19 protein-coding genes are annotated in these 25,911 nt (G+C 63.4%); 16 read left to right on the plus strand and 3 right to left on the minus strand.

Annotation, left to right across the window (positions count from 1 at the left end):
* Positions 1-150 precede the first annotated feature (150 nt).
* Positions 151-576, minus strand: a complete 426-nt coding sequence (locus INS93_RS24050) for an organic hydroperoxide resistance protein (RefSeq protein ID WP_046492773.1) — start codon at positions 574-576, stop codon at positions 151-153.
* A 316-nt stretch (positions 577-892) separates the two neighbouring features.
* Between INS93_RS24050 and INS93_RS24055 the strand changes: the two genes are divergently transcribed.
* The 3 genes from INS93_RS24055 (at position 893) to thrC (ending at position 4,639) form a co-directional block, all read left to right on the plus strand.
* Complete coding sequence (locus INS93_RS24055) at positions 893-1,618, plus strand: thioredoxin fold domain-containing protein (RefSeq protein ID WP_160017324.1); 726 nt, start codon at positions 893-895, stop codon at positions 1,616-1,618.
* 248 nt (positions 1,619-1,866) lie between these two features.
* The gene (locus INS93_RS24060; RefSeq protein WP_046492776.1) at positions 1,867-3,171 is read left to right on the plus strand and encodes a homoserine dehydrogenase; all 1,305 of its coding nucleotides are present in this window, start codon (positions 1,867-1,869) and stop codon (positions 3,169-3,171) included.
* 58 nt (positions 3,172-3,229) lie between these two features.
* On the plus strand, positions 3,230-4,639 hold the full coding sequence (gene thrC, locus INS93_RS24065) for a threonine synthase (RefSeq protein ID WP_192985790.1): 1,410 nt from the start codon (positions 3,230-3,232) through the stop codon (positions 4,637-4,639).
* Between the two features lie 57 nt (positions 4,640-4,696).
* Here the strand turns inward: thrC and INS93_RS24070 are convergent, their stop codons facing one another.
* Complete coding sequence (locus tag INS93_RS24070; protein WP_192985791.1) at positions 4,697-4,948, minus strand: hypothetical protein; 252 nt, start codon at positions 4,946-4,948, stop codon at positions 4,697-4,699.
* 282 nt (positions 4,949-5,230) lie between these two features.
* Between INS93_RS24070 and INS93_RS24075 the strand changes: the two genes are divergently transcribed.
* The 13 genes from INS93_RS24075 (at position 5,231) to INS93_RS24135 (ending at position 24,023) form a co-directional block, all read left to right on the plus strand.
* The gene (locus INS93_RS24075) at positions 5,231-5,851 is read left to right on the plus strand and encodes a YjfI family protein (protein WP_192985792.1); all 621 of its coding nucleotides are present in this window, start codon (positions 5,231-5,233) and stop codon (positions 5,849-5,851) included.
* A gap of 14 nt (positions 5,852-5,865) precedes the next feature.
* Positions 5,866-6,561 carry a PspA/IM30 family protein gene (locus INS93_RS24080; RefSeq protein WP_192985793.1) on the plus strand — a complete coding sequence of 232 codons (696 nt, stop codon included), beginning with the start codon at positions 5,866-5,868 and terminating at the stop codon, positions 6,559-6,561.
* 67 nt (positions 6,562-6,628) lie between these two features.
* On the plus strand, positions 6,629-7,270 hold the full coding sequence (locus tag INS93_RS24085) for an OB-fold-containig protein (protein WP_192985794.1): 642 nt from the start codon (positions 6,629-6,631) through the stop codon (positions 7,268-7,270).
* An 84-nt stretch (positions 7,271-7,354) separates the two neighbouring features.
* Positions 7,355-9,400 (plus strand): flotillin family protein, encoded by a 2,046-nt coding sequence (locus INS93_RS24090; RefSeq protein ID WP_192985795.1) that lies wholly within the window; start codon positions 7,355-7,357, stop codon positions 9,398-9,400.
* Positions 9,401-9,491: 91 nt separating this feature from the next.
* Positions 9,492-9,731 (plus strand): hypothetical protein, encoded by a 240-nt coding sequence (locus INS93_RS24095; protein WP_192985796.1) that lies wholly within the window; start codon positions 9,492-9,494, stop codon positions 9,729-9,731.
* A 181-nt stretch (positions 9,732-9,912) separates the two neighbouring features.
* Positions 9,913-15,150 (plus strand): DNA repair ATPase, encoded by a 5,238-nt coding sequence (locus tag INS93_RS24100; protein WP_192985797.1) that lies wholly within the window; start codon positions 9,913-9,915, stop codon positions 15,148-15,150.
* Positions 15,147-15,695: a rhomboid family intramembrane serine protease gene (locus INS93_RS24105; RefSeq protein ID WP_192985798.1), complete on the plus strand. Its 549-nt coding sequence runs from the start codon at positions 15,147-15,149 to the stop codon at positions 15,693-15,695. Before INS93_RS24100 ends, INS93_RS24105 begins: the two co-directional genes overlap by 4 nt.
* 12 nt (positions 15,696-15,707) lie before the next feature.
* Positions 15,708-16,397, plus strand: coding sequence for a phospholipase D-like domain-containing protein (locus tag INS93_RS24110; RefSeq protein WP_160017333.1), 690 nt, complete (start codon positions 15,708-15,710; stop codon positions 16,395-16,397).
* On the plus strand, positions 16,397-19,108 hold the full coding sequence (locus tag INS93_RS24115) for a DEAD/DEAH box helicase (protein WP_226945720.1): 2,712 nt from the start codon (positions 16,397-16,399) through the stop codon (positions 19,106-19,108). The genes INS93_RS24110 and INS93_RS24115 overlap by 1 nt, the downstream gene beginning before the upstream one ends.
* Before the next feature lie 99 nt (positions 19,109-19,207).
* A complete protein-coding gene (gene gtfA / locus INS93_RS24120; RefSeq protein WP_192985799.1) occupies positions 19,208-20,647 on the plus strand; it encodes a sucrose phosphorylase in 1,440 nt (479 codons plus the stop codon).
* A gap of 64 nt (positions 20,648-20,711) precedes the next feature.
* Positions 20,712-21,251, plus strand: coding sequence for a YaeQ family protein (locus INS93_RS24125; protein WP_072425875.1), 540 nt, complete (start codon positions 20,712-20,714; stop codon positions 21,249-21,251).
* A gap of 169 nt (positions 21,252-21,420) precedes the next feature.
* Positions 21,421-23,130 carry a single-stranded-DNA-specific exonuclease RecJ gene (gene recJ, locus INS93_RS24130; RefSeq protein ID WP_192985800.1) on the plus strand — a complete coding sequence of 570 codons (1,710 nt, stop codon included), beginning with the start codon at positions 21,421-21,423 and terminating at the stop codon, positions 23,128-23,130.
* A gap of 167 nt (positions 23,131-23,297) precedes the next feature.
* Entirely contained in the window at positions 23,298-24,023 is a 726-nt protein-coding gene (locus INS93_RS24135; protein WP_192985801.1) for a tellurite resistance TerB family protein, read from the plus strand.
* 14 nt (positions 24,024-24,037) lie between these two features.
* Here INS93_RS24135 and INS93_RS24140 read toward each other — a convergent pair whose 3' ends face one another.
* Positions 24,038-25,810: a SulP family inorganic anion transporter gene (locus tag INS93_RS24140; RefSeq protein ID WP_192985802.1), complete on the minus strand. Its 1,773-nt coding sequence runs from the start codon at positions 25,808-25,810 to the stop codon at positions 24,038-24,040.
* Between the last annotated feature and the right edge of the window lie 101 nt (positions 25,811-25,911).

A 25,911-nucleotide genomic window follows, 5' to 3' on the forward strand; every position in this document is an offset into this window, starting at 1 on the left:
CGTGGCCTCGGCACTGTGGGCGAGGCTGGTGAGCGACGCGCTGAGTGCGATGGCGGTCAGGGCGGTGGCGAACAGGGTGCGGGCTTTCATGGTGGTTCTCCTCTTGGGTGCCGCGCTCGGGCGTTGGCCGCGAGCGCTGGCTGCCAGCTGTCAGACGATGGTCAGGGTKACGTCGATGTTGCCGCGGGTGGCGTTGGAGTACGGGCAGACGATGTGTGCGCGATCCACCAGGGTTTGTGCGGCTTCTTGGGTCAGGCCGGGCARGCTGATGCGCAGTTCCACTTCGATGCCGAAGCCGGTGGGGATGGCGCCGATGCCGACGGTGCCTTCGATGAAGGTGTCAGCCGGGATGCTCAGCTTGTCGCGGGCRGCGACGAATTTCAGGGCGCCGAGGAAGCAGGCGGAATAACCGGCAGCGAACAGTTGCTCCGGGTTGGTGCCATTGCCGCCGGCGCCGCCGAGTTCTTTCGGGGTGGTCAGGGCGATGTCGAGGATGCCGTCGGAGGAGACAGCGCGGCCTTCACGGCCACCAAAGGCTTCAGCGGTTGCRCGGTACAGAACGTTTTCGATAGTCATGGCATTGATCCTTGTCGGTGGGGTGGTGATGGATTGGCTTGCTAATCTTTTGTGCGCTAACCGTTTCCATGGGGCGAACTATATTGCGCAAAACATTAGCGCGCAAGATAAATAAATGGAAGATTTGGTTATATGCTTTTCCGTTTATTGGAATAAGTGTGGAGTGAGGGTGTGCATAAGGTGGGTCCGCTCGAGCGGGGATTGAGAGGTATGTCGTCCTGCTGATGCGCTGTCTGCTAGCTGGTCGGCTGTCTGGGGAGCCATCTGTGGTAGGCTGTAGCGATTTTCATCGGTCCGTCGTTCGACAGGAGTGTCCATGTCCCTGACCCGTATTTCCATTGCTCTGGCGCTTGCACTGGGCAGTAGTGCCACCCTGGCGGCTGATCCCGATCAGGTCATTCGTCAGACGCTGAAGTCGCTCGACGGCAGCTTGCCGATCGAGGCCATTGCCGAGAGCCCGATGCCCGGTGTCTATCAGGTTCAACTGCAAGGCGGTCGTCAGCTATACACCAGCGCTGATGGTCAGTTCCTGATTCAGGGCTATCTGTTCCAGGTCAAGGACGGCAAGGCCGTGAACCTGACCGAGATCGAAGAAAGCCGCGCCGTGGCCAAGCAGATCAACGCCATTCCGGCCAAGGAGATGGTGGTGTTCGCGCCGAAGGATCCGAAGACCCACATCACCGTGTTCACCGATACCGACTGTGGCTATTGCCAGAAACTGCATAGCGAAGTACCGGAGCTCAATCGTCTGGGTGTCGAAGTGCGTTATGTCGCCTTCCCGCGTCAGGGCCTGAACAGCCCGGCGGCCAAGGAGCTAGTCAGCGTCTGGTGTGCCAAGGATCAGCAGGACGCGATGAATCGCGCCAAGACTCGCCAGAGCGTAGCCGATGCGTCCTGCGATAATCCGGTGGCCAAGCAGTACCAGCTCGGTCAGATGATCGGGGTCAATGGCACGCCGGCCATCGTTCTGGCCAACGGCAAGATGATTCCGGGTTACCAGCCGGCGCCGCAGCTAGCCAAGATTGCGCTGGAGTCGAACTAAGAACCTATCCACGACCTGCTGCGCGTCGGCTCTGCTGCGTTAAAAACAGGCTCGGAATGCTCATTTACAATTCGTAAACTGCGCTTCCTCGCCTGTTTTTGCCTTGCATAGCTCTAGCTCGCGAGGTCGTGAATAGGTTCTGTGCACCGTGGATTGACTAACAAACAGCCGCTTCGTAAGGTGCGGCTCTTTATCTGCGGCCGGGGCATGCTCCGGCCGTTTCGTGCAGTGCTGATGGGGAATTGAGTGTGAAGCCGGTCAAAGTGGGCATCTGTGGGTTGGGCACCGTTGGTGGCGGTACGTTGAATGTACTCAAGCGCAATGCCGAGGAGATTACTCGGCGCGCCGGTCGCGGTATCGAGATTGCCCAGATCGCCATTCGTTCGCCCAAGCCTCAGTACGACACCACCGGCATTACCATGACCAGCGATGTGTTCGAGCTGGTGAACAATCCCGAGATCGACATCGTCATCGAGCTGATCGGCGGCTACACCCTGGCCAAGGAGCTGGTGCTCAAGGCCATCGAAAACGGCAAGCATGTGGTTACCGCGAACAAGGCGCTGATCGCCGTGCACGGTAACGAGATCTTCGCCAAGGCGCGTGAGAAGGGTGTGATCGTCGCCTTCGAAGCCGCCGTGGCTGGCGGTATCCCGGTGATCAAGGCGATCCGCGAAGGCCTGTCGGCCAACCGTATCAACTGGCTGGCCGGCATCATCAATGGCACTGGCAACTTCATCCTGACTGAAATGCGCGAGAAGGGCCGTGCCTTCGAGGACGTGCTCAAAGAAGCGCAGGCGCTGGGTTACGCCGAGGCTGATCCGACCTTCGACGTCGAGGGCATCGATGCCGCGCACAAGCTGACCATCCTGGCGTCCATCGCCTTCGGTATCCCGCTGCAGTTCGACAAGGCCTACACCGAAGGCATCACCAAGCTGACCACGGCTGACGTGAATTATGCCGAGGCGCTGGGCTATCGCATCAAGCACCTGGGCGTCGCTCGTCGCACCGAGGCAGGCATCGAGCTGCGCGTGCACCCGACGCTGATCCCGGCCGATCGCCTGATCGCCAACGTCAATGGCGTGATGAATGCGGTGATGGTCAACGGCGATGCGGTTGGCAGCACCCTTTATTACGGCGCTGGCGCCGGCATGGAGCCAACCGCTTCGGCGGTGGTGGCTGATCTGGTGGACGTGGTGCGTGCGCTGACCACCGATCCGACCAATCGCGTGCCGCATCTGGCCTTCCAGCCGGACTCGCTGTCCGACCACCCGATCCTGTCGATCGAAGAGTGCGAAAGCGCCTACTACCTGCGCATCCAGGCCAAGGATCATCCGGGTGTGCTGGCTCAGGTGGCGAGCATCCTCTCCGAGCGTGGTATCAACATCGAGTCGATCATGCAGAAGGAAGTCGAGGAGCAGGACGGTCTGGTGCCGATGATCCTTGTGACTCACCGTGTGGTCGAGGCGCGTATCATCGAAGCCATTGCCGCCATGGAGGCGCTGGATGGCGTGACCTCACCGGTCATGCGCCTGCGCGTCGAACAGCTCAATTAATCCCGTGTCCACCTGCAGGCCTCTGGTCTGCGGGTGCTGCAGAACGAAGGTTTATCCCATGCGCTATATCAGTACCCGCGGTCAGGCGCCGGCCCTGAATTTCGAAGATGTGCTGCTGGCTGGCCTGGCCAGCGATGGTGGCCTCTACGTACCGGAAAATCTGCCGCGTTTCACCGTCGAGGAAATCGCTTCCTGGGCGGGCCTGCCCTATCACGAGCTGGCTTTCCGGGTGATGCGCCCGTTCGTCGCCGGCTCCATTGCCGATGCCGACTTCAAGAAGATCCTCGAAGAAACCTATGGGGTGTTCGAGCACAACGCTGTCGCGCCGCTGCGTCAACTGAACGGCAACGAATGGGTCCTGGAGCTGTTCCACGGCCCGACCCTGGCGTTCAAGGATTTCGCCCTGCAACTGCTCGGCCGTCTGCTCGATCACGTACTGGCCAAGCGCGGTGAGCGCGTGGTGATCATGGGGGCTACCTCCGGCGACACCGGTTCGGCTGCCATCGAAGGCTGCAAGGCCTGCGACAACGTCGACATCTTCATCATGCACCCGCACAACCGCGTGTCCGAGGTGCAGCGCCGGCAGATGACCACCATCCTCGGCGACAACATTCATAACATCGCCATCGAGGGCAACTTCGATGACTGCCAGGAGATGGTCAAGGCCAGCTTCGCCGATCAGGGCTTCCTCAAGGGCACGCGCCTGGTGGCGGTCAACTCGATCAACTGGGCGCGGATCATGGCCCAGATCGTCTACTACTTCCATGCTGCGCTGCAGCTCGGCGCGCCGGCGCGTTCCATCGCTTTCTCGGTGCCGACCGGCAACTTCGGCGACATCTTCGCCGGCTACCTGGCACGCAACATGGGTCTGCCGGTCAGCCAGCTGATCGTCGCCACCAACCGTAACGACATCCTGCACCGCTTCATGAGCGGCAATCAGTACGTCAAGGAAACCCTGCACGCGACGCTGTCGCCGTCGATGGATATCATGGTCTCGTCCAACTTCGAACGTCTACTGTTCGACCTGCACGGTCGCAACGGTGCGGCCATTGCCAGTCTGATGGACAGCTTCAAGCAGGGCGGCGGTTTCAGTGTCGACGAAGATCGCTGGACCGAAGCGCGCAAGCTGTTCGATTCGCTGGCGGTGAACGACGAGCAGACCTGCGAAACCATCACCGAGGTGTATCGGGAGTGCGGCGAACTGCTCGACCCGCATACCGCCATCGGTGTGCGTGCTGCGCGTGAGTGCCGCCGCAGCCTGGCCACGCCAATGGTGGTGCTGGGTACTGCGCACCCGGTCAAGTTCCCCGAGGCGGTGGAGAAGGCCGGCATTGATGCCGTGCCGGCGTTGCCTGCGCACCTGAGCGATCTGTTCCAGCGTGAAGAGCGCTGCACGGTGCTGGCCAACGACCTGAAGACCGTGCAGCAGTTCGTCGCCGCGCGGGGGAATCGCGGCAAGCCGCTCTGAGGTCTCTGCTTCGACGAAACCGGCGCCCCAGTGGCGCCGGTTTCGTTTGTGCGCGGCTCAAAGGGCGAAGATCACCGCCAGCAGCGCCATCAGGATGATCAGGATCAGCCAGATCAGGGCGTTGAGGCGGCTGGCGCGAACGACGCCGGCGCCGCGCAGGTGCACCGGGGGATCGTCCTCCAGGTACTGATCGATACGGCGTTCGGCCTCCTGCTGGTCGTTGGCCAGGTATTCGCTCAGCAGGTCGATGGCTGCCTGACGCTGATTGGCATGCACGAGCTGGCGGACTGCGGGTGGAAGTTCGTTCATGGCGCTGCCTGTCTCTCGGGGTGGCGGGTCTGCGACCCGGTTGGCGCTTTTTTTCGTGCGCAGCGCGGGCGTCTGCGGTTTAATTCGACACCTCGCGAATGGAAGCGTTTTGCTCGAGTCATGGATGAGCCCAAGTGCCTGCCTCTCTTCTTTACCCATTCTTGTCTGTTCTTCGGCTTTTTGCGCCGAGGATCGCCCCTGCGTGCTTATCTGACGAACGGCATCACATTTATCACATGTGATTACTTTACGACTCACATGTAAGGGTCTAGGCTGCGATTCATGGACAACAAATCATCAGCCCATTACCAGCGTCTTTATCGTCAGCGTCTGCGTGAGCAGGGGTTGGTCAAGAAGGAAGTCTGGATATTGCCCGAGCATGCGCCCTTGTTGGTCGCGTTCGAGCGCAAACTGCGCCAGCCACAGTCGCTGCTGGCTTCGATGGAGAAGGAGGAGGGTATGAGCATGCCTCAAGTTTGGACTGCCCAGGCGCTGCATGAAGCGCTGGCGGCAACGGAACTGTTCCAAAGCGGTCAGGCCGGCATCGAGCTGATTCAGGGCGCTGACGCCAGCCTGCACATCACCATGCGTGAGTACGGCGACCTGCCGCTGTTCATCGCCGTGTTCGGTGAGCAGATCATCGTCGAGGCGCTGCTCTGGCCGGCAGCGGACGTCAAGGACGCGGCGAGCTTCAACGAAGAAGTGCTGCGTACCCACAAGCTGTTTCCGCTGTCGTCCATCGGCCTGGAGAAAATGGTCGACGGGCGTGATTGCTACACCATGTTCGGCGCGCTGAGCTCGTCCTCGACCCTGTCCGATGTGGTGTTCGAGATCGAATTGCTGGCGGACAACGTGATCAAGGCCACCGAAGCCTATGAAGGCTTCCTCAAGACCGGCGCCTGAGAGGAGATGAGACGATGAATGTCTGGAGCAAAATGCTGACGGCGCTGCGTGGCGGCGCCAATGAAGTGGGTGAGGCGGTGGTCGATGGTCAGGCCCTGCGCATTCTCGATCAGGAAATCCGCGACGCCGATGTCGAACTGCGCAAGTCCAAGGAAGCGCTGGCCGAGATCATGGCCAGGCACAAGCTGGCCAGCGACAAGGTGACCAAGAGCGCGGCGAGCATTGCCGAGTACGAACAGTACGCGCTGAAGGCGCTGGACGCCGGTAACGAGACCCTGGCCAAGGAAGTCGCCGAGAAGATCGCCAATCTGGAAATCGAGCAGGCCAGCGAGCGTGAGCAGGCCGAAGGCTTCGCCGCCAGCGTGGCGCAGCTGCGCAAGGCCGTGACCCAGGCCGAGGGCAACATCAAACGTCTCAAGCAGCAGGTGGATACGGTCAAGGCCACCGAAAGCGTGCAGAAGGCCCAGATGGCCGTGGCCCAGCGCTACGGCGGCTCGCAAGCCAAGCTGCAGACCGCAGTCGAGTCGCTCGAACGGATCAAGCAGAAGCAGGCCGAGCGCGCAGCGAAGATGGAGGCTTCAGCCGAGCTGGCTGCCACCAGCGCGCCGGACGATTCGCTGGAAGCCAAGCTGCGCGCGGCCGGTATCAAGGCCGACAATGCCAGCGCCGACAGCGTGCTGGCACGTCTGAAGGACAAGGCCAAGCCCTGATCAGGGCGCATTGACCGGCAGGCGCGAATGATCGCGCCTGTCGTATGGATTCGGGAAAAGGAAAGCTATGGAACTCTTCCTGCAGACGGCTCTGTCATTCCCCACCGCCATCTACAGCTTTCTGCTGTGCGTGGCGGTCATCTACTGGCTGGTGGTTGCCGCCGGCCTGCTCGAGGTCGACCTGCTCGACGTCGAGGCCGACTCCATGATGGAGGGCAGCGGCCAGACCGAAGGCCTCGCCGGCTTGCTCTACAGACTCAAGCTCGATGGCGTGCCGGTCACGCTGGTGCTGACGCTGCTGTTCTTCTTCGCCTGGTTCGCCTGCTACTTCATCGAACTGTGGCTGCTGCGTCACCTGCCGTTGGGCATTCTGCGTTACCCGCTTGGGCTGGCGGTCATCGCTGGCGCCTTCGTGCTGGCGGCACCGCTGTGCGCGGCGATCTGCCGGCCGCTGCGGCCGCTGTTTCACAAGGTCGAGGCGATCAGCAGCAAGTCGGTGCTGGGCCAGGTGGCGGTGGTGCGCAGTGGTCGCGTCACCGCCAGTCATGGTGAGGCGGTGCTCGAAGATGGCGGCGCTGGTCTGATCCTGCGGGTACGTGCCGATGAGGCGCTGGGTTTCAAACGCGGCGACCGCGTCGTGCTGCTCGAATACCTGGCGGCCGAACACGCCTATCGCATCATCACCGAAGAAGAATTCCGAGGCGTCTAGCCTCTGCCCACAATCCGTACGTAACACAGGGCAGGCAGGGTATGCCGAACCTGCCTGCACAACTAGCAAAGGAGTAGAGCTGTAATGGAAAACGTCATTCCCTTCATCGTCGGGGCAGGGCTGGTCGTCCTCTTCATCATTGCCCTGATTGCCCTGTTCAAGGCCTTCTACATCAAGGTTCCGCAAGGCACCGCGCTGATCGTCAACGACATGAGCTCGACGCCCAAGGTGCATTTCACCGGTTCCCTGGTGTATCCGGTGATCCACCTCAAGGAGTTCATGAAGATCTCCCTGATCACCCTGGAAGTCGACCGTCGCGCGAAGGATGGTTTGATCTGCCGTGACAACATGCGCGCCGACATCACCGTGGCCTTCTACCTGCGCGTCAACGAGACCCAGGAAGATGTACTCAAGGTGGCCAAGGCCATCGGCGTGGAACGCGCTTCCGACCGCGGGGCGGTCAACGAACTGTTCAACGCCAAGTTCTCCGAAGCCCTGAAGACCGTCGGCAAGCAGTTCGATTTCGTCCAGCTGTTCGAGAATCGCCAGGACTTTCGTGATCGTATCGTCGAGGTGATCGGCAATGACCTCAACGGTTATGTGCTCGAAGACGTGGCCATCGATTACCTGGAGCAGACAGCCAAGCATTCGCTGGACCCGAGCAATATTCTCGATGCCGAAGGCATCCGCAAGATCACCGAGCTGACCGCTGCGCAGAACGTCATCACCAACGAGCTGGAGCGCAACGAAGAGCTGGCGATCAAGAAGAAGAACGTCGAAACCCGCGAGGCGACCCTGTCGCTGGAACGCCAGCAGGCCGATGCCGAAGCGCGCCAGAAGCGCGAGATCGAAACCATTCAGGCTCGTGAGCAGGCCGAGACGCTCAAGGTCAAGGAAGAAGAGCGCCTCAAGGCCGAACAGGCCCGTATCCAGACCCAGCAGGAACTGGATATCCGCGCCGAGAACCACCAGCGCGAAGTGGAAGTGGCCCAGCAGAACCGCCAGCGCGCCGTGGTCATCGAGGTGGAAAAAGTCACCCGCGCCAAGGACCTGGAAGTGGTATCTCGCGAGCGCGAAGTCGAGCTGCAGCGCATCGAGAAAGAAAAGGCGCTTGAGGAAGAGCGCAAGAATATCGCGGGCGTGATTCGCGAGCGCGTCGCGGTCGAGAAGACCGTGGCCCAGGAAGAAGAGCGCATCAAGGAAGTGCGTGAAGTGTCCGAAGCAGAGCGCATGAAGCAGGTCACCGTGCTCAATGCCCAGGCTGAAGCCGAGCAGGAGCTGGTGCGCCAGGTCAAGCAGGCCGAAGCCGACGAAACCCGTTCCAAGCACAAGGCGGTGGAAATCAACAACCTGGCCCAGGCCGAGCTGGAAGCGGCGGCCAAGAGCGCCGAAGCCAAGAAGAAAATGGCCGAAGGTATCGAGGCCGAGCGCGCCGCACCTGGCCTGGCCGATGCGCGCGTACGTGAAGTCACCGCCGCCGCCAAGGAGAAGGAAGGCCTGGCCGAGGCTCGCGTGCAGGCCGAGCGTCTGATCGCCGAAGCCAAGGGCGAGCAGGAGAAAGGTCTGGCGCAGGCGCGCGTCATCGAGGCGCAGGCTGCTGCCAAGGAAAAAGACGGCCTGGCCGACGCCAAGGTGCTGGAAGAGAAACTCGGCGCCCAGGCGCGCGGCGAAGAGCAACTGGGCTCCGCCAAGGCCAAGGCCACCCAGGATCTGGGCATGGCCGAGGCGCAGGTGCTGCTGGAGCGCCTGAACGCCGAAGCCGAAGGCCTGGGCAAGAAGTTCGGTGCTCTGGATTCGCTCAGCGACAACGCCCGTGCTCACGAAGAGTTCCGCATGCAGCTGGAGAAGAGCTTCGAGGAAGCCATGGCCGCTATTGCCGCCAACAAGGACATCGCCAAGGATCAGGCCGAGGTACTGGCCACCGCGCTGGCCAAGGCGAAGATCGAGATCGTCGGCGGCGAAGGCGACTTCTTCAACTCCTTTGCCAAGTCGCTGTCGGTGGGCAAGGCCATCGAAGGTGTGGTGGGCAAGAGCCCGGTGGTGCAGGACGTGCTGTCGCGCTTGCTGGCCGGCAAGGCGGCGCCCGCAGCGCCAGCGGCGGCGCCAAGCTCAGGGCCTGAGCCGGTCTGAGACCTTCATCCTGGGAGGCGCTTTAGCGGCGACAGTCGCGGCTGAAGCCCCTCCCACAGTGCCTACCCTTTGATCGAACAGGGAATATGCGATGTCAGAATCAAGAGACTACCTGGAGATGACCTTCCGCTCGATCCAGTGCTTCAGCAATGACGGTCGCCTGGATGCGCAGGAACTCAAGGCGCTGCTGGAAATTGCCGAGCGAGATGACGTAATCGACGACAACGAGGTGCGGGTGCTGCGCAAGATCATCGCCCAGGTGCGCCCAGAAGAGATCGATGCGGCGCTGCGCGACAAGATCGCCATCGTCGAGCAGAAGATCGGCGTATAGCAAGGCCTGCTCACCCTACCAACACTCCCAGTTTGTAGGGTGGGCTTCAGCCCACCACGTCGGCCATAGATAGTGGGTTGAAGCGGGCGCCCGGGCCACCCTGCGCGGATGCCGCCCGGCCTAACCTGCCAGCCCTTCTCCAGAGGGGCTTTTCAGACGCAGCAGATTCAGGATGACTACGATGTCGGATGCACAAACACAGGACGTATTGGACAAGGCCGTCGCCGAAGGCGGCGCCTACGAGGTGCTGCACAGGCGCCTGCAGGAGCAGGGCCAGCGCCTGCGTGGCTTGACCGAAGCGCTCAACGGCCAGCGTCTGGCCGAGTTCGGCAGCAGTGCGATGGAGGCCATCGGTCGGGTGCGTATTCGCACCGAGAATAACTGCATTGCCCGCGATATCGTCCAGGTCGGCGAGTGCCTGCTGTTCGGCTACAACGTGTTCCTGGGGCTGAAGAAGGAAACCGGCGTCGCCGATGTGTTCTCCCTCTACCGCCTGGTGGAAACCCCTGACGGCTTCGATGCCGAATCGGTGCCGCTGGACGGCAGCTTCCTGGCCCAGGCCAGCTTCGTCGCCGATTTCAACGAGCTGTACACCTACTACAAGAACACCCGCCTGCTGCAGTTGGCCATTCGTGACGGCAAGCTGCTGGCGAGTTTCCAGATCGGTGAGCGAATCACCGACATCCGTGTGTTCCGCTGGTCCATCTCTACCGACGGCAAGGATGTCCGCTACATCGATAACCGCGGCGAGCGCGATATCGCGCTGCCGGCGCCGTTCGATTTCGAATGGCAGAAGACCAACCGCGAGATGGTGGTCATGGGCCGCCATCCGCATGTGAACATCCTCGACACCCTGTTCGTCGAGACCGTCGGTGGCGACCTCACCATCAAGGTCGAGAACAACACCCAGGACGGTCAGGGTATCTACCGCGAGGCGGTGGTCGACAAGACTCAGTCGCTGGACGACGCGCAGATCGAATATGCGCGCCTGGGCAGCCTGATCCTGCTCAAGGTGCTGCCGTACCGCGAAGAGCAGTGGCGCTACCTGGTATTCAACAGCCTGACCCGCCAGGTCGAGCGTATCGATGCCATCGGCCTGGCCTGCGTGCAGCTGCCGGAAGACCACGGCATCATTTTCCCTGGCGGCTACTACCTGCAGAACGGCGAGTACAAGACCTTCGAGCAGCCCATGGGCGGCATGCGCTTCAAGCGCTCGGTGCGTTCGCCCAACGGCGAGGACGTGCAGTACATCTTCTACCACCCGGAAGAAGGCCGCTCCGCGCTGTTCACCTACAACATGATCAATCGCCAGCTGCAAAACCCGATCTTCGGCCACGGTTACGCGCGCCTGGAAGATGGGCGCATGGTGATCTTCGCCGCCGAGGGCAGCGAACCGACCCGCATTCACCCGATGCAGATCTGGCAGACGCCGTTCGAGAGCGAGGACCATGCAGCGCGCCAGCCAGCACGCAGTGGTTTCTTCGGGCGCATCGGCAATGCCGAGCTGGTGCGTGGCGTATCCGACCTGCTGAATCTGAGCCGCGAGATCGACAGCCGCGAAGTGTCGGTGGCGCGCTACACCCAGCTGTGCCAGAACACCCGTCGTCTGTTCGACGTCTACCACTGGCTGGGCGACGCCCAGTGCGCCGAGCTGGCACCGCTGCTGCGCGAAGTGGCCGCCACTTCCGAGCTGGTCCTCGACGAGTTCGAGAAGGTCGAGAGCATTCGCCAGCAGTCCAGCCGGGCCATGGCCGAGGCCGAGTCGCGACACAAGAGCCTGCTCTCGGGCCTGCTGGTGGACAGCTGGGATGAGGTGCAGCACTTCGTCGAGGCGCTCAACGCCATCACCGCACAACGCGGCCAACTGCTGACCATCCGCGACTACCGCTACATCGACGTGGCGCGTATCGACGCCATGGAGACCGAGCTGCTCGAAGCGCAGGAGCGCGTGGCCGGCGCCACCTCGGCCTTCCTCGCCAGTGATGCGGCGCTGCAACCCTATGTGCAGCGTCTGGGCGAGCTGGACGGTCTGGCGCAGAAGGCCGAGACCGTCACCCAGCTCAATGAGCCGCTGGTCGAGATGCAGGAGATGGCCGGCAACCTCGACATGCTGTCGAGCCTGATGGCCTCGCTGAAGATCGATGACGCCACCCAGCGCACGCGCATCGTCGAGTCGATTTCCGAAGTCTACGCCCGCCTCAACCAGGCCAAGGCACGCGCCGAGCAACGGCGCAAGGGGCTGGGCTCGGCCGAGACCGTGGCGCAGTTCGGCGCCCAGTTCAAACTGTTCAGCCAGGGCATCACCAACGCCCTGGCACTGGCCCAGGACCCGGAGAAATGCGACGAACAGCTGTCGCGCCTGCTGGTGCAACTGGAAGAGCTGGAAAGCCAGTTCGGTGATCAGGAGCAGTTCCTCAGCGATATCCTCGGCAAGCGCGAAGAGCTGCTGGAAACCTTCGAGTCGCACAAGCAGAGCCTGCTCGACGAGCGTCAGCGCCGCGCCCAGGGCGTGCTCGATGCCGCCCAGCGCATCCTCGACAGTCTCGTCCGGCGCACCGCGCGCCTGACCCAGATGGAGGAACTCAACGCCTTCTTCGCCGCCGATCCGCTGATTCTCAAGCTGCGCGAAATGGCCGAGCGCCTGCGCGAGCTCAAGGACAGCGTCAAGGCCGACGACGTCGAGGCGCGCCTGAAGGCCGCCCGCGACCAGGCGGTGCGGGCACTGCGCGACAAGAGCGAGCTGTTCGAAGAAGGCGGCAACGTCATCAAGCTCGGCCCGCGCCACCGCTTCAGCGTCAACACCCAGGAACTGGATCTGACCCTGATGCCGCGCGGCGATGCGCTGTATCTGCACCTGACCGGTACCGATTTTCTCGAGCCGCTGCGCGATGAAGCCCTGGAGGGCCTGCGCGACTACTGGCAGGTGTCGCTGGAGTCCGAATCACCCTCGCTGTACCGCGCCGAATACCTGGCCGGGCTGGTGCTGGACGCCGCCCTGGGCGGGCGTGAAGGGCTGACCCTGGATCTGCTCAAGACCCATCTGGCGCAGCCGGATGACCTGACCCGGTTGATCCGCGACTTCGCCGCGCCGCGCTACAAGGATGCCTACGAGAAAGGTATTCACGACCACGATGCCGCGCTGATCCTCATCCAGCTGCTGCCGCTGCGCGAAAGCGCCGGGCTGCTGCGCTATGCGCCGGCTGCGCGAGGCTTTGCCGCGCTGTTCTGGAACCGCTGGGGGCAGGATATCGAGGCCGAGCTGTGGCCCGAGCGCGCGCGCAGCAGCCTGCACCTGCGGCAGATGTTCGGCAGTGAAGACGGCGTGCTGCGCCTGCAGGAAGAGATCGCTGCAGCCATGCAGCGCTTCCTCGCCCAGCACCCGCTGACGGTGACGGCAGCGCAGCGCCAGGCGGCCGCGGCCTATCTGGTCGAGGAGCTGGCGGCCAAGCCCATCGAGTTCACCTTCAGCAAGTACGCCCGGCAACTGCTCGACACCCTGCAGCAGCGCATGCAGGCCAGCCATGTCTGGGACGACTACCGCGCCGCGCTGGACAACCTGCGCGGCCGGCCGGTGCAGCGCTGGTCGCTGGCGCGGACCTGGCTCGATGGCCTCTGCGCGCAGGACGAAGCACTGGCCGAGCTGGTCGACTACATTCCCGAAGCCGTGGCCATCAGCCTGCTGGACGACGAGTTCCCGCGTCGCTTCACCGAAGTCGACCTGCGTTTCACCGTCAGCGGCCTGCTCGGCGATCACCCGCGTGTGCAGGGTGGTGCCCTGGTATTGGCCATCGACGATTACTTCGCCCGCCTGCAGCAGCACCGCGGCGACTTCGTACCGCAGTTGCAGCGCTACCAGGCGCTGCGCCAGGAGGTCATCAACCGCGAGCGCCAGGCCCTGCGCCTGTCCGAGTTCAAGCCACGGCCGCTGTCGTCCTTCGTGCGTAACAAGTTGATCAACGATGTGTACCTGGGTTTCATCGGCGACAACCTGGCCAAGCAGATGGGCACCGCTGGCGAGAACAAGCGCACCGACCTGATGGGGCTGCTGATGCTCATCTCGCCGCCCGGCTACGGCAAGACCACGCTGATGGAGTACGTGGCGCACCGCCTGGGTCTGATCTTCATGAAGATCAACGGCCCGGCCCTGGGCCACGAAGTGCGTTCCATCGACCCGGCGCAGGCGCCGGACGCCACTTCGCGCCAGGAGCTGGAAAAGCTCAACCTGGCGCTGGAGATGGGCAACAACGTGATGCTGTACGTCGACGACATCCAGCACACTCACCCGGAGTTCTTGCAGAAGTTCATCTCGCTCTGTGACGGCACGCGGCGCATCGAAGGCGTATGGAAGGGCAAGACCAAGACCTACGACATGCGCGGCAAGAAGTTCTGCGTGGTGATGAGCGGCAACCCGTACACCGAGTCCGGCGATGTGTTCAAGATCCCCGACATGCTCGCCAACCGGGCTGACATCTACAACCTGGGTGACACCCTGGGTGGCATGCAGGAAGCCTTCGCGCTGTCCTACATCGAGAACAGCCTGACGTCCAACCCGGTGCTGGCGCCGCTGGCCACCCGCGACATGGCCGACGTCTACCGCTTCGTCGCCAAGGCCGAGGGCAAGCCGTTCTCTGCCAACGAGCTGTCGCACACCTACAGCGCCGCCGAGATCAACGAGATCACCTCGACCCTGCAGCGCCTGATGCAGATTCGCGATGTGGTCGGCCGGGTCAACCAGCAGTACATCGTCAGCGCCGCGCAGGCCGACAGCTACCGCACCGAGCCGCCGTTCAAGCTGCAGGGCAGCTACCGCAACATGAACAAGATGGCCGAGAAGATCAGTGCGGTGATGAACGACGCCGAACTGCTGCAACTGATCGCCGACCACTATCAGGGCGAGTCGCAGCTGCTCACCACCGGTGCCGAGGAGAACCTGCTCAAGCTCGCCGAGCTGCGCGGTAACCAGACGCCCGAGCAGGTCGAACGCTGGGCGCAGATCAAGCGCGACTTCATGCGCAACAAGGCCATGGGCGGCAGCGACAGCGATGTCGGTGGCCGCGTGGTGGCGCAGCTCAATGATCTGGTCGAGAGCGTGCGGGGGCTGGGCTCGGGCAAGTCGTCCGGCGAGGCGCCGAGCATTCCCTGGGAGCAGCTGCTCGCCGGCCTGGACAACCTCGGCAAGCTGCGTCCGCAGGTTGAGGTGGTTGCGCCGCCGCAGCAGGGCACGCAAAAATTGCTGGAAAGCCTGGCTGATAGCCTGGAAAACAGCTTCCTGCCGCTGGTCAAGGCGATGGACAAGAAAATCGACATCGATTTGCGTACCCACAACCGCATGCTGGAAATCTCCACCCAACTGCGTGACCTCGGCACGCTGCTCGGGCACGAGCAGCGCAACGACGCCTCGGATGACGAGGCGCCGTGAGACGAGGCTGGCTGACCGAGCTGCGCCCGCTGCTGGTGATCAGCGGCGTGATGCTGCTGGTGCAACTGGTCAATGGCGCCTTCGCGGGTGCCTTGAACGTCTGGGGGCTGGTGCCCCGGCATGTCGAGGCGCTGCCCGGTATTCTCTTCGCGCCCTGGCTGCATGGCAGTTGGGCGCATCTGCTCAGCAACCTCAGTGGTTTGCTGGTGCTAGGCAGCCTGGTGCTGCTGCGCTCGCGTCGCGATTTCTATTTTTCCAGCGCCTTCATCATCCTCGGCAGTGGGGCGCTGGTCTGGCTGTTCGGTCGTACCGGCCTGCACGTCGGTGCCAGCGGCTGGCTGTTCGGCTTCTGGGGGCTGCTCCTGGCGCGCGCCTGGTTCGAGCGCAGCCTGCTCGATCTGCTGTTGGCGGTGCTGGTGTTCTTCCTTTACGGCGGCTGGTTCTTCGGCCTGCTGCCGCGTGCTGGCGTTTCCTTCGAATACCACCTGGCGGGGGCTTTCTGCGGTGTTCTCTATGCCGCGCTGAGCCGTCGTAAATATCGTTAAAAGGGACTTTAAATGGATTTCAATCGACTCGATCAGCAACTGCGTGACAGCCTGGCCGACCTGCGCCTGAGCAATGAGGAGCGTGACGAGCTGCGCCAGCTGGGCAGCGAACTGAGCAGCGACCAGGTGCGTTTCATGCGTAACCGCGCCTTCGCTCTGGCCCGAGAATTGATGCGTGAGCCGGAGAACGTCGAGCCGGCGCTGAAATGGCTCGAGCAAGTGATCAAGACCCTCGACAGCGCCGGCAGCGCGCCGCGCGTTGAGCATGCCAGCGCTCACTTCAGTCCGGGCGAGAGCTGCCGGCGCAAGATTCGTGAGCTGTGCCGCCAGGCGCGCAAGAGCGTGGATATCTGCGTCTACACCATCTCCGACGATCAGCTCAGCGAAGAGGTGCTCGCTTGTCATGAGCGCGGCATCGCCGTGCGGGTGATCACCGACAACGAAAAACAGTTCGATGTCGGCAGCGATATCCAGTGGCTGCGTGACAAGGGTGTGCCGCTGCGCATCGACGCCGGGCCATATCACATGCACCACAAGTTCGCCCTGTTCGACGGCCGCTTGCTGCTCAACGGCAGCTTCAACTGGACGCGCAGCGCCACCACCAGCAACGAGGAAAACCTGCTGGTGATCGACCACCCGCAGCTGCTGGCAGCCTACAGTCGTGAGTTCGAAGCGCTCTGGGCACGTTACGCGGGCAACTGATGAATCATCCTCACGCTCGCCAGCTTCTCGGCTTCTATCGCAGTTGCTACCTGGCCGACAGCCGCGACTTGGACCTGGACAACGTCGGCAAGCTGCCTGCCAACCGCTGGGCCTGGCTCGATGGGCTTGAGGAGCTGGCCAGCGGCGGCATACCGCTGTTACCGCTGTCGGCCGAGCTGGGGCGTGCTTTGGCCGAGGCGCAGGCGCTTTATCAGCGTGAGCTGCAACTGGTCTATGGCGTGCTGCCGATCTGTGGCCGCCTGCAATTGGAGGGCGGTGGTTCGCAGACGATCTGCGGCCCGCTGTTCTATTACGAGGCGAGCCTGCAACCGACGGCGGACGGGCAGAGCCACTTGCTCGCCATCGACCCGCAGCAGGTGCATGGCAACTGGCGTCTGCTGCGCCGTCTGTTCGATGAAAGCGGCAACGCCAGCCTCGATGGTCTGCCACTGCCGACAGGAACGCTGGATGCTGCCGCGCTGGGTCAGTTGCTCGCCTGGGTGGCGCGCAATACGCAGGTGCGCGAGGTCAGCGAGGCCGCTGGTTTCCCGCAGTTGGTGAGCGGCGAGGTGTTGGCCAAGGCTCAGCGGCGTCGCAGTTTGTCGCTGCAGGCGGGGGCCTTCGTCGCGCTGGTGCCGCGCGGTAGCGGTAGCCGTGGCATCGCCCATGAGTTGCAACTGCTGCAGGACGCCGAGCGACTGTCACCTGCCTTGTTGCAGCTGTTGGGCGAAACACCCCCTGTGCAGGCGGTGGGCTCGACCAGCAGGCCGCAGCGTCTGCCGGCGCAGCTCAGCACTGCCCAGTGCCAGGCACTGGCCAATGCCGCGCGCCACCCGCTGAGCCAGATTTCCGGCCCGCCCGGTACCGGCAAGAGCTACAGCCTGGCCGCGCTGGCGCTGGATCGCTATCTGCAGGGTGAGAGCGTGCTGCTGGTCAGCCGCAGTGCCCAGGCGGTGCGCGTGATCGCGCACAAGTTGCGCGAGGATTTCGGCCTGCGTGACGGCGTGCTCGAAGGCGACGGCCAGAGCCTGCGCCAGGCCTTGCGCGAGCGACTGGAGCGGTTGCTGCAAGGCGAATTCGAATGGGTGTCGGAACAGGTCGAAGCGCGTCAACGCAGCGAGCTGGAAGTGCTGACCGAGGCCGAGCTGCGCCTGTCGGCAGATTTTCGTAAGCGCTGCGAGCAGGCTGTGCGCTGGAGCCGCCTGTTGCTGCGCGCCGAACGTGGCAGCCTGGCCTTCTGGCAGCGCTGGTTGCAGGTGCCCTGGGTGCGCAGGCGTATCGGTAGCAGTGTGCGCCCCTGGGCATTGCTGGATGAGTTGCGTGATTGCCAGCAGCGCCGCCAGCTTCTCAGTCGTGAGCACCTCAATAGTCATCGCGCCCTGAACCTCAAGCGCCTGCTGGTCAGCGACCGCGCGCTGTTCGTGCGTTACAACCAGGCCATTCGCGCGCGCAGCTCACAGCGTCAACTGGCCTTGTTCGAGGATATCGACCCGGCGCGCCTGCTGGCTGCCTTTCCGATCTGGGTGGTGACCCTGGACGAATTGCACCGCCTGCTGCCACTGCGTCCGGAATTGTTCGATGTGATGGTGATGGACGAGGCGACGCAGTGCGACATCGCCTCGGCGCTGCCGGCCTTCCAGCGCTGCAAGCGTGCCGTGGTCACCGGCGATGCGCGTCAGTTGCGGCACATCTCCTTTCTCTCCCGCGTGCGCGAAACGCAGTTGCTGCAGCGCGCCGGCCTGCAGGCCGAGGAGCGCGAGGCCTGGAGCTACCGCGACAACAGCGTGCTGGATCTGGTCGGCCTGCAGTTGGCCAGCCAGGAAGCGGTGGTATTTCTCGATGAGCATTTCCGCAGCCGCCCGGCGCTGATCCGCTTCAGCAACGAGCTGTTCTACGACCAGCGCCTGCGGGTGATGAAGGAGCGCCCCGGCGTTGATGCCTGCGACAGCCTGCAACTGCTGCGTATCGAGGGCCAGCGCGGGCGCAACGGTGCCAACGAGGCGGAGGTCGATCGGGTGCTGACGCTGATCACGGCGCATCTGACTGAGTACCAAGGCAGCCCGCTCAAGCCCAGCATCGGCGTACTGTCACCGTTTCGCGATCAGGTCGAGCGCATCCGCACACGCATCGGCGAAACGCTGCCGTTGGAGCAACTGCGCGAGTTTCGTCTGTTGGTGGATACGCCATACGGCTTTCAGGGCGAGGAGCGCGATCTGATGATCCTCAGTTTCGCCATCGACCGTGAATCGAGTCAGGCGGCCAGCTACCTGAACCGCGCCGATCTGTTCAACGTCGCCATCACGCGTGCCCGCGAGCGCCAGGTGCTGCTGTTCAGCGGTGACGAACGCCAGTTGCCGGCCATGCATCTGTTGCGCCGCTATCTGGAATTCCTGCACAAGCCTGGTGTCAGTTGGCAGGCGGGGGCTGTGGAAGTCGCCCGGCAGAACCTGTGTCAGGCGCTCGAAAGTCAGGGCGTCAGCGTGTGGAGTCACTATCCGCTGGCCGGACAGGTGCTGGACCTGTTCTGCCGCCGGGGCGACAGGTGCCTGGCCATCGACCTGATCGGTTTTCCGGGGGAGGGCGAAGGCTTTCTCGAGCTGGAGCGCTACCTGGTGCTGGCGCGCGCCGGCCTGGAGACTTTGCCGCTGAGCTACGGTCTATGGCGTGAGGCACCGGAGCAGGCGTTGCAGGCGGTATTGGCGCGACTCTGACACTGTCAGCTCTTGAACCGTTGTCGCGGGCTTTCTTGACGCGCGCGGTGATCATGCCTAGGCCTGTATCAGGCAGACCATCAATGTACCGGGGGGCTTATGGCGCTGCGCAACGCTGTTCAACTGATCACCTATCCCGACCGCCTGGGGCGTAACCTGGGGGAGCTTTACCAACTGTTGGATCGGCACCTGGGGGACGCGCTTGGCGGGGTGCATATCCTGCCGCTGTATCCGTCCAATGCCGACGGTGGATTCTCACCGCTCACGCACATGGAGGTGGATTCACGTTACGGCGACTGGGCGGATGTCGAGCGCATCTCCGCACGCTTCGACCTGTGCGTCGATCTGGTGATCAGCCACATCGCAGACGAGTCGCCGGAGTTTCTCGATTTCGTTGCACATGGCCAGGACTCGCCCTACGCGGATCTCTTCGTTCAGGCCGATCGCTTCGGCGAAATCAGCCATGACGACCTGGCCAAGATCCATATCCGCAAGGAAAAGGAGCCGTTTCGCGATGTGCGACTGGCCAACGGTGAAACCTGTCGGGTCTGGTGCACCTTCACCGAACGGCAGATCGACCTCAATTACGACTCGCCGAAAACCTATCAGTTGATGGAACAGTACATGGCCTTCCTCGCTGCGCGCGGGGTCAGGCTGTTTCGCCTGGATGCCTTCGGCTACACCACCAAACGTATCGGCACCAGCTGCTTTCTGGTGGAGCCGAACGTGTACCGCATCCTCGAGTGGTTCCGCGAAACCGGGGCCAAGTACGAAGCCGAGATGCTGCCGGAGGTGCATGATCACATCAGCTACCAGTACGCAATCTCTAGGCGACAGATGCGCCCGTACGGCTTCGCCCTGCCACCGTTGGTCTTGCACGCATTGCTCAGTGGTAGCAGCCGCTATCTGAAGAATTGGTTGCGGATGTGCCCGCGTAACCAGATCACCGTGCTCGATACCCACGACGGCATCTGCATTCCGGATGTTGAAGGCATGCTGCCCGAGGCGCAGATCCAGTACCTGATCGATGAGGTCTCGACACGCAGTGCCGACCCCATCATGCGTCGCTCGGCGGTGAACGTGCACAGCGTCGGGGCCATCTACCAGCTGACCTGCACCTTCTACGAGGCGCTGATGCGTAATGACGAGGCTTATATCGCCGCACGCGCCATACAGTTCTTCGCGCCTGGTATCCCGCAGGTTTACTACGTTGGCCTGTTGGCGGGCTGCAACGACTTCGACCTGCTCGAGCAGACCGGCGAGGCGCGCGACGTCAATCGCCATTACTACAGCCTCGAGGAGGCCGAGCAGGCCTTGCAGCAACCGCTGGTGCAGCGCTTGCTGGCGCTGATGCGTTTGCGTTGTCAGCATCCGGCTTTCGAGGGGCGTTTCGAGCAGAACTATGCGGCTGACGATCAACTGCTGCTGGCCTGGCGTCATGGCGAGCATTACTGCCGTTTGCACCTCGATCTGAGCAGCCTGCAGGCGATCATCGATTACACCGATGAACAACTGAGTATCTGCCGCTTGACCTGTTGAAGGTCGGCGTGGGTCATGCTTTCGCGTTAGAATTGCGCTCTTTCGACCAGCCAAGAAGCCCGCCATGGCCCTGCCATCGACCACCTACAAGATCGAGCTGAACCTCACCGACATGGATCGCAGCGTTTATGAAAACCTGCGTTTCACCGTCGCTCGCCACCCGTCCGAGACCGAAGAGCGCCTGGCCGCGCGGCTGATTGCCTATGCGCTGTTCTACCACGAGCAACTGGCGTTTGGTCGCGGCCTGTCGGATGTCGATGAGCCGGCGTTGTGGGAAAAGAGTCTGGACGATCGCGTGCTGCACTGGATCGAAGTGGGCCAGCCGGACAGCGAGCGCATCACCTGGTGCTCACGGCGCACCGAGAAGTTCAGCCTGGTGGCTTACGGCAACCTGCGCGTGTGGCAGGGCAAGTGCCTCGACCCTGTGCGCAGCCTGAAGAACATCAACGTGGTCGCGCTCGGCCAGGAGGCACTGGCCGACCTGGCGCTGGACATGCCGCGTTCGCTGAACTGGAGCGTGATGATCAGCGATGGCGAGTTGTTCGTCACCGACGAGCGCGGTCAGCACGAGATTCCCATTGAATGGCTCGCTGGCGAGCGTTGAATCTGTGATCTGCGTAGGGTGGACGACGCTGTTTTCGTCCACCACAACGAGTGCGCAAGGTGGACGGATGAAGCGTCGTCCACCCTACGAAATCTGATGCTGTAGGGCGGGTGCAACCCGTCATATCACCTGTGGCGGGTTGCACCCGCCCTACACGAAAAGACCCAAGATGCGTATCGAAGCCCGTCCCTTACCCGCCCAACTGCCTGATCTGGGCAATCTGCCGCCTTTGCTGACCCGTCTCTACGCCGCCCGTGGTGTGCAGTCCGCCGAAGAGCTGGACAAGGGCCTGGCGCGGCTGATTCCGTACCAGCAGCTCAAAGGCATCGATGCGGCGGTCGAACTGCTGGTCGAGGCGCTGGCGCAGCGTCAGCGCATCCTCATCGTCGGCGACTTCGATGCAGATGGCGCCACTGCCAGTTCGGTCGGCGTGCTCGGCCTGCGCCTGCTCGGTGCGGCACATGTGGATTACCTGGTGCCGAACCGCTTCGAGTACGGCTACGGCCTGACCCCGGAGATCGTCGCCGTGGCGCTGCAGCGCCAGCCCGACTTGCTGCTGACCGTGGACAACGGCATCTCCAGCGTCGACGGCGTGGCGGCGGCCAAGGCCGCCGGGTTGACGGTGCTGGTCACCGATCACCACTTGCCAGGGCCGGAACTGCCGGCCGCCGATGCCATCGTCAACCCCAACCAGCCAGGCTGCGATTTCCCGAGCAAGGCCATGGCCGGTGTCGGCGTGATGTTCTACGTGTTGCTGGCGCTGCGCGCTCGCCTGCGCGAAACCGGCTGGTTCGCCAGCCGTGCGGAGCCCAATCTGGGCGAGCTGCTCGACCTGGTGGCACTGGGTAGCGTCGCCGACGTGGTGCCGCTGGATGCCAACAACCGCATCCTGGTGCACCAGGGCCTGGCGCGCATTCGTGCCGGGCGGGCGCGGCCTGGCCTGCGCGCGATTCTCGAAGTCGCCGGACGCGACCACCGCCGTATCACCTCCACCGATCTCGGCTTCATCCTCGGGCCGCGCTTGAACGCGGCCGGGCGCCTGGATGACATGAGCCTGGGCATCGAATGCCTGCTCTGCGACGACGAGGCCCTGGCTCGCGACATGGCGGTGCAACTCGACCAGCTCAATCAGGATCGCAAGGCCATCGAACAGGGCATGCAGCGCGAGGCGCTGGCCCAGCTCAAGGATCTGCCGGTGGCGGACATGCCGTTCGGCCTGTGCCTGTTCGAGCCGGACTGGCACCAGGGCGTGATCGGTATTCTCGCTTCGCGCCTGAAGGAGCGCTATCACCGGCCGGCCATCGCCTTTGCCGATGCTGGCGAGGGCATGCTCAAGGGCTCGGCGCGTTCGGTGCCGGGGCTGCATATTCGTGATGCGCTGGATGCCGTGGCAGCCAAGCATCCGGGGCTGATCAGCAAGTTTGGCGGGCACGCCATGGCCGCCGGGCTGTCGCTGCCGCAGGAGAATTTCGGTGCGTTCTCCGTCGCCTTCGACGCCGAGGTGCGCCGCCAACTGTGCGAAGACGACCTGACCGGCCGCCTGCTGTCCGACGGCCAGCTCGATGCCACCGAGTTCCACCTGGAACTGGCCCGCGCCCTGCGCAACGCCGGGCCCTGGGGACAGCACTTTCCCGAACCGCTGTTCCACGGTGTGTTCCAGATCGTCAGCCAGCGCATTGTCGGCGAGCGCCACTTGAAGCTGGTGCTCAAGACCGAATGCGGCAGCGTGCAACTCGACGGCATCGCCTTCAACATCGACCGCGAGGTCTGGCCCAACCCGACGTTGCGTTGGGCCGAAGTGGCATACAAGCTCGACCTCAACGAGTTTCGTGGCAACGAGACGGTGCAGTTGATGGTGGCGCATATCGCCCCGCGCTGATCGCGGTTGCGATGAAACTCGGCGTTACCAATATGCCCGGCTGATTCTGACGAACTCTGCTAGAAACTCTCGTCAATTCAACCGATGTCGGTTGAGGCGCATTCGGAATTTCCCTGCGTTATCCGGGGTCGGATGCACCGGCACCTACTTTTTCAGGAGCGTTCGCGATGAACACCAGTAATCTGCTCGACCAACTGCTCAAGGCCGGCCAGCAGGCCATGCAAAAACCTGCGGCGAAGGGCTCCCAGGGGCAGCAAGCCGGTGGTTTGGGTGGCCTGCTCTCTGGTGGAGGCCTGGGCAGCCTGCTCTCGGGCGCGGGCGGCGGCGCGCTGGCGGCCGGTGCGGTCGGCCTGCTGCTGGGCAACAAGAAAGCGCGCAAGATGGGCGGCAAGGCGCTGACCTATGGCGGCTTGGCTGCTCTCGGTGTGATGGCGTACAAGGCCTACGGCAACTGGCAGGCGCAGCAAGCCCAGCAGGGCGGCGCGCAGCCGGTCGAACCGCAAACCCTGGATCGGTTGCCGGCGCCGCAAGTCGAGCAGCACAGCCGCGCCATTCTCAAGGCGCTGGTGGCGGCGGCCAAGGCCGATGGTCATGTCGACGAGCGTGAGCGTCAGTTGATCGAAGAGGAGTTGGGCAAGCTGGCACAGGACGCCGAACTGCAGACCTGGCTGCACACCGAACTGAACAAGCCGCTCGACCCGGCCGATGTGGCGCGTGCCGCAGCGACCCCGGAAATGGCCGCCGAAATGTACCTGGCCAGCGTGCTGATGGTGGATGAAGAGCACTTCATGGAGCGCGCCTACCTCGAAGAGCTGGCGCGTCAGCTGAAACTGCCGCTGGAGCTCAAGGCCGAGCTGGAAACCCAGGTGCGCTCGCTGCCGGTCGGTGCCTGAGTCGTCTTTTCGTCTCAGTCCGCATGCCGGGCGTGACCCGGCATCGCCTCATCACCATGATCGCTCAGGTAGGCTTCGACGGCCGCGCTGACCGTTGGTTGCAGGTGCCTTGGCTGATCGTCGTGCAGCAGCCCGAAGCGCCGCAGCTTGTCCTTGAGCGGCCCCTTGACCTCCGCAAAGTGCAGCTCGATGCCGGCTTCCGCCAGCATTCGTTCCAGGTCGCCGAGCATGTCGGCAGAGGTCACGTCGATGCTGGTAACCGGTTCGGCGGCGATCACCACGCGGCGTACTGGCGCCGGGGCTTTTTCCAGCGCCTGCAGCAGGCATTGCTGGAAGAGCTCGGCATTGGCGAAGAACAGCGGGGCGTCCCAGCGAAACAGCAGCAGGCCGGGTATCTGCCGTGCATCGGGGTGTCGCTTGATGTCATGGAAACCACGGATGCCCTCTACCTGGCCGAGAACGGTGTAGTAAGGACGCCAGCCATCCCAGAGAAACTCGATCACCGCCAGCACCACGGCAATGCCGATGCCGGGGATCACGCCGAAGGTCACCACGCCGGCGAAGCAGGCCATCGACAGCCAGAATTCCCATTGCTGCACGCGGAAGATACGGCGCAGGTCGGTGACCACGAACAGACCGATGACCGCGGCAATCACCACCGCGGCCAGCGCACTGGTGGGCAGGTGCTGCATCAGACCCGGAGCCAGCACCAGCAGCAGGGCGACACTCAGGGCGCCGACGATACCGGCGACCTGGGTCATGGCGCCTGCCGCCTCGGCGACCGGCGTGCGCGACGAGCTGCTGCTGATGGGAAAGCCCTGGAACAAACCTCCTGCCAGGTTGGCGGCGCCGAGACCGATGAGCTCCTGGTTGGGGTCTACGTGGCGTCCGGTGCGCGCGGCGTAGGTACGCGACAGCACGCTGGTGTCGGCGAACGCGACCAGGGCGACGGCGATGCCGCCCAGCACCACGCTGGCCAGATCGACGCCGCTCAACCAGGGCAGGGTGAAACTGGGCAGTCCCTGTGGCAGTTCGCCGAGCACCTGCACGCCCTGGGTATCGAGGTCGAACAGCGCGACCGCCAGGGTTGCCAGGGTCACGGCGATGAGGATGCCGGGCAACTGCCGGAAGCGACTCAGCAGCAGGATCAAGGCCAGTGTGCCGGTGCCGACGAGCAGGCTGTAGAGGTGGACCTGCCCCTCGATCAGTGCGCCGGCGATTGTCTGGAGGTCGCTGACCGGGCCCTGGCTGTCGATGGAAAAACCGAACAACCTGGGCGTCTGGCTGATCAGCACACTCAGCGCGATACCGTTCATGTAGCCATAGCGGATGGGTTTGGACAGCAATTCGGTGATGAACCCCAGACGCAGCAACCCGGCAATCAGGCAAGTCAGGCCGGCCACCACGGCCATCATGCTGGCCAGCGTCACCGCACGCATCGGGTCGCCGCCTGAGAGCGGCAGCACCACAGCGAGAATCAGCGCCGCCAGGGCCGAGTCCGGGCCGAGCACGAGAATACGGCTGGGGCCGAACAGGGCGTAGGCCAGCAGCGGCACGATGGTCGCGTACAGACCATAGATGCCTGGCACGCCGGAGGCCTCGGCATAGGCGATGCCCACCGGCACCAGCATGGTGGTCAGCACCAGGCCGGCCGCAATGTCCTTCGGCAGCCAGGCCAGGTGATAGCCCCTGAGCGTTTGCAGGCCCGGAAGCCAGCGTAGCCAGCCGCGCTGTTGCGAAATGGCAGGAAGCGGCGTGTGTGGCTTGCGTGCAGGCGCTGGTGGCATCGCGGACGGGCTCGAGCAGGAATGCCTACAAGTAAAGCGCAGAGCACGGGTGCTTCACCATAGCTGCCAGTCTATGGGCGCACATTCAGCCGCTGCCTCAG

This window comes from Pseudomonas sp. EggHat1 (assembly GCF_014892995.1).
In the GTDB taxonomy this organism is placed as follows: Bacteria; Pseudomonadota; Gammaproteobacteria; order Pseudomonadales; family Pseudomonadaceae; genus Aquipseudomonas; species Aquipseudomonas chaetocerotis.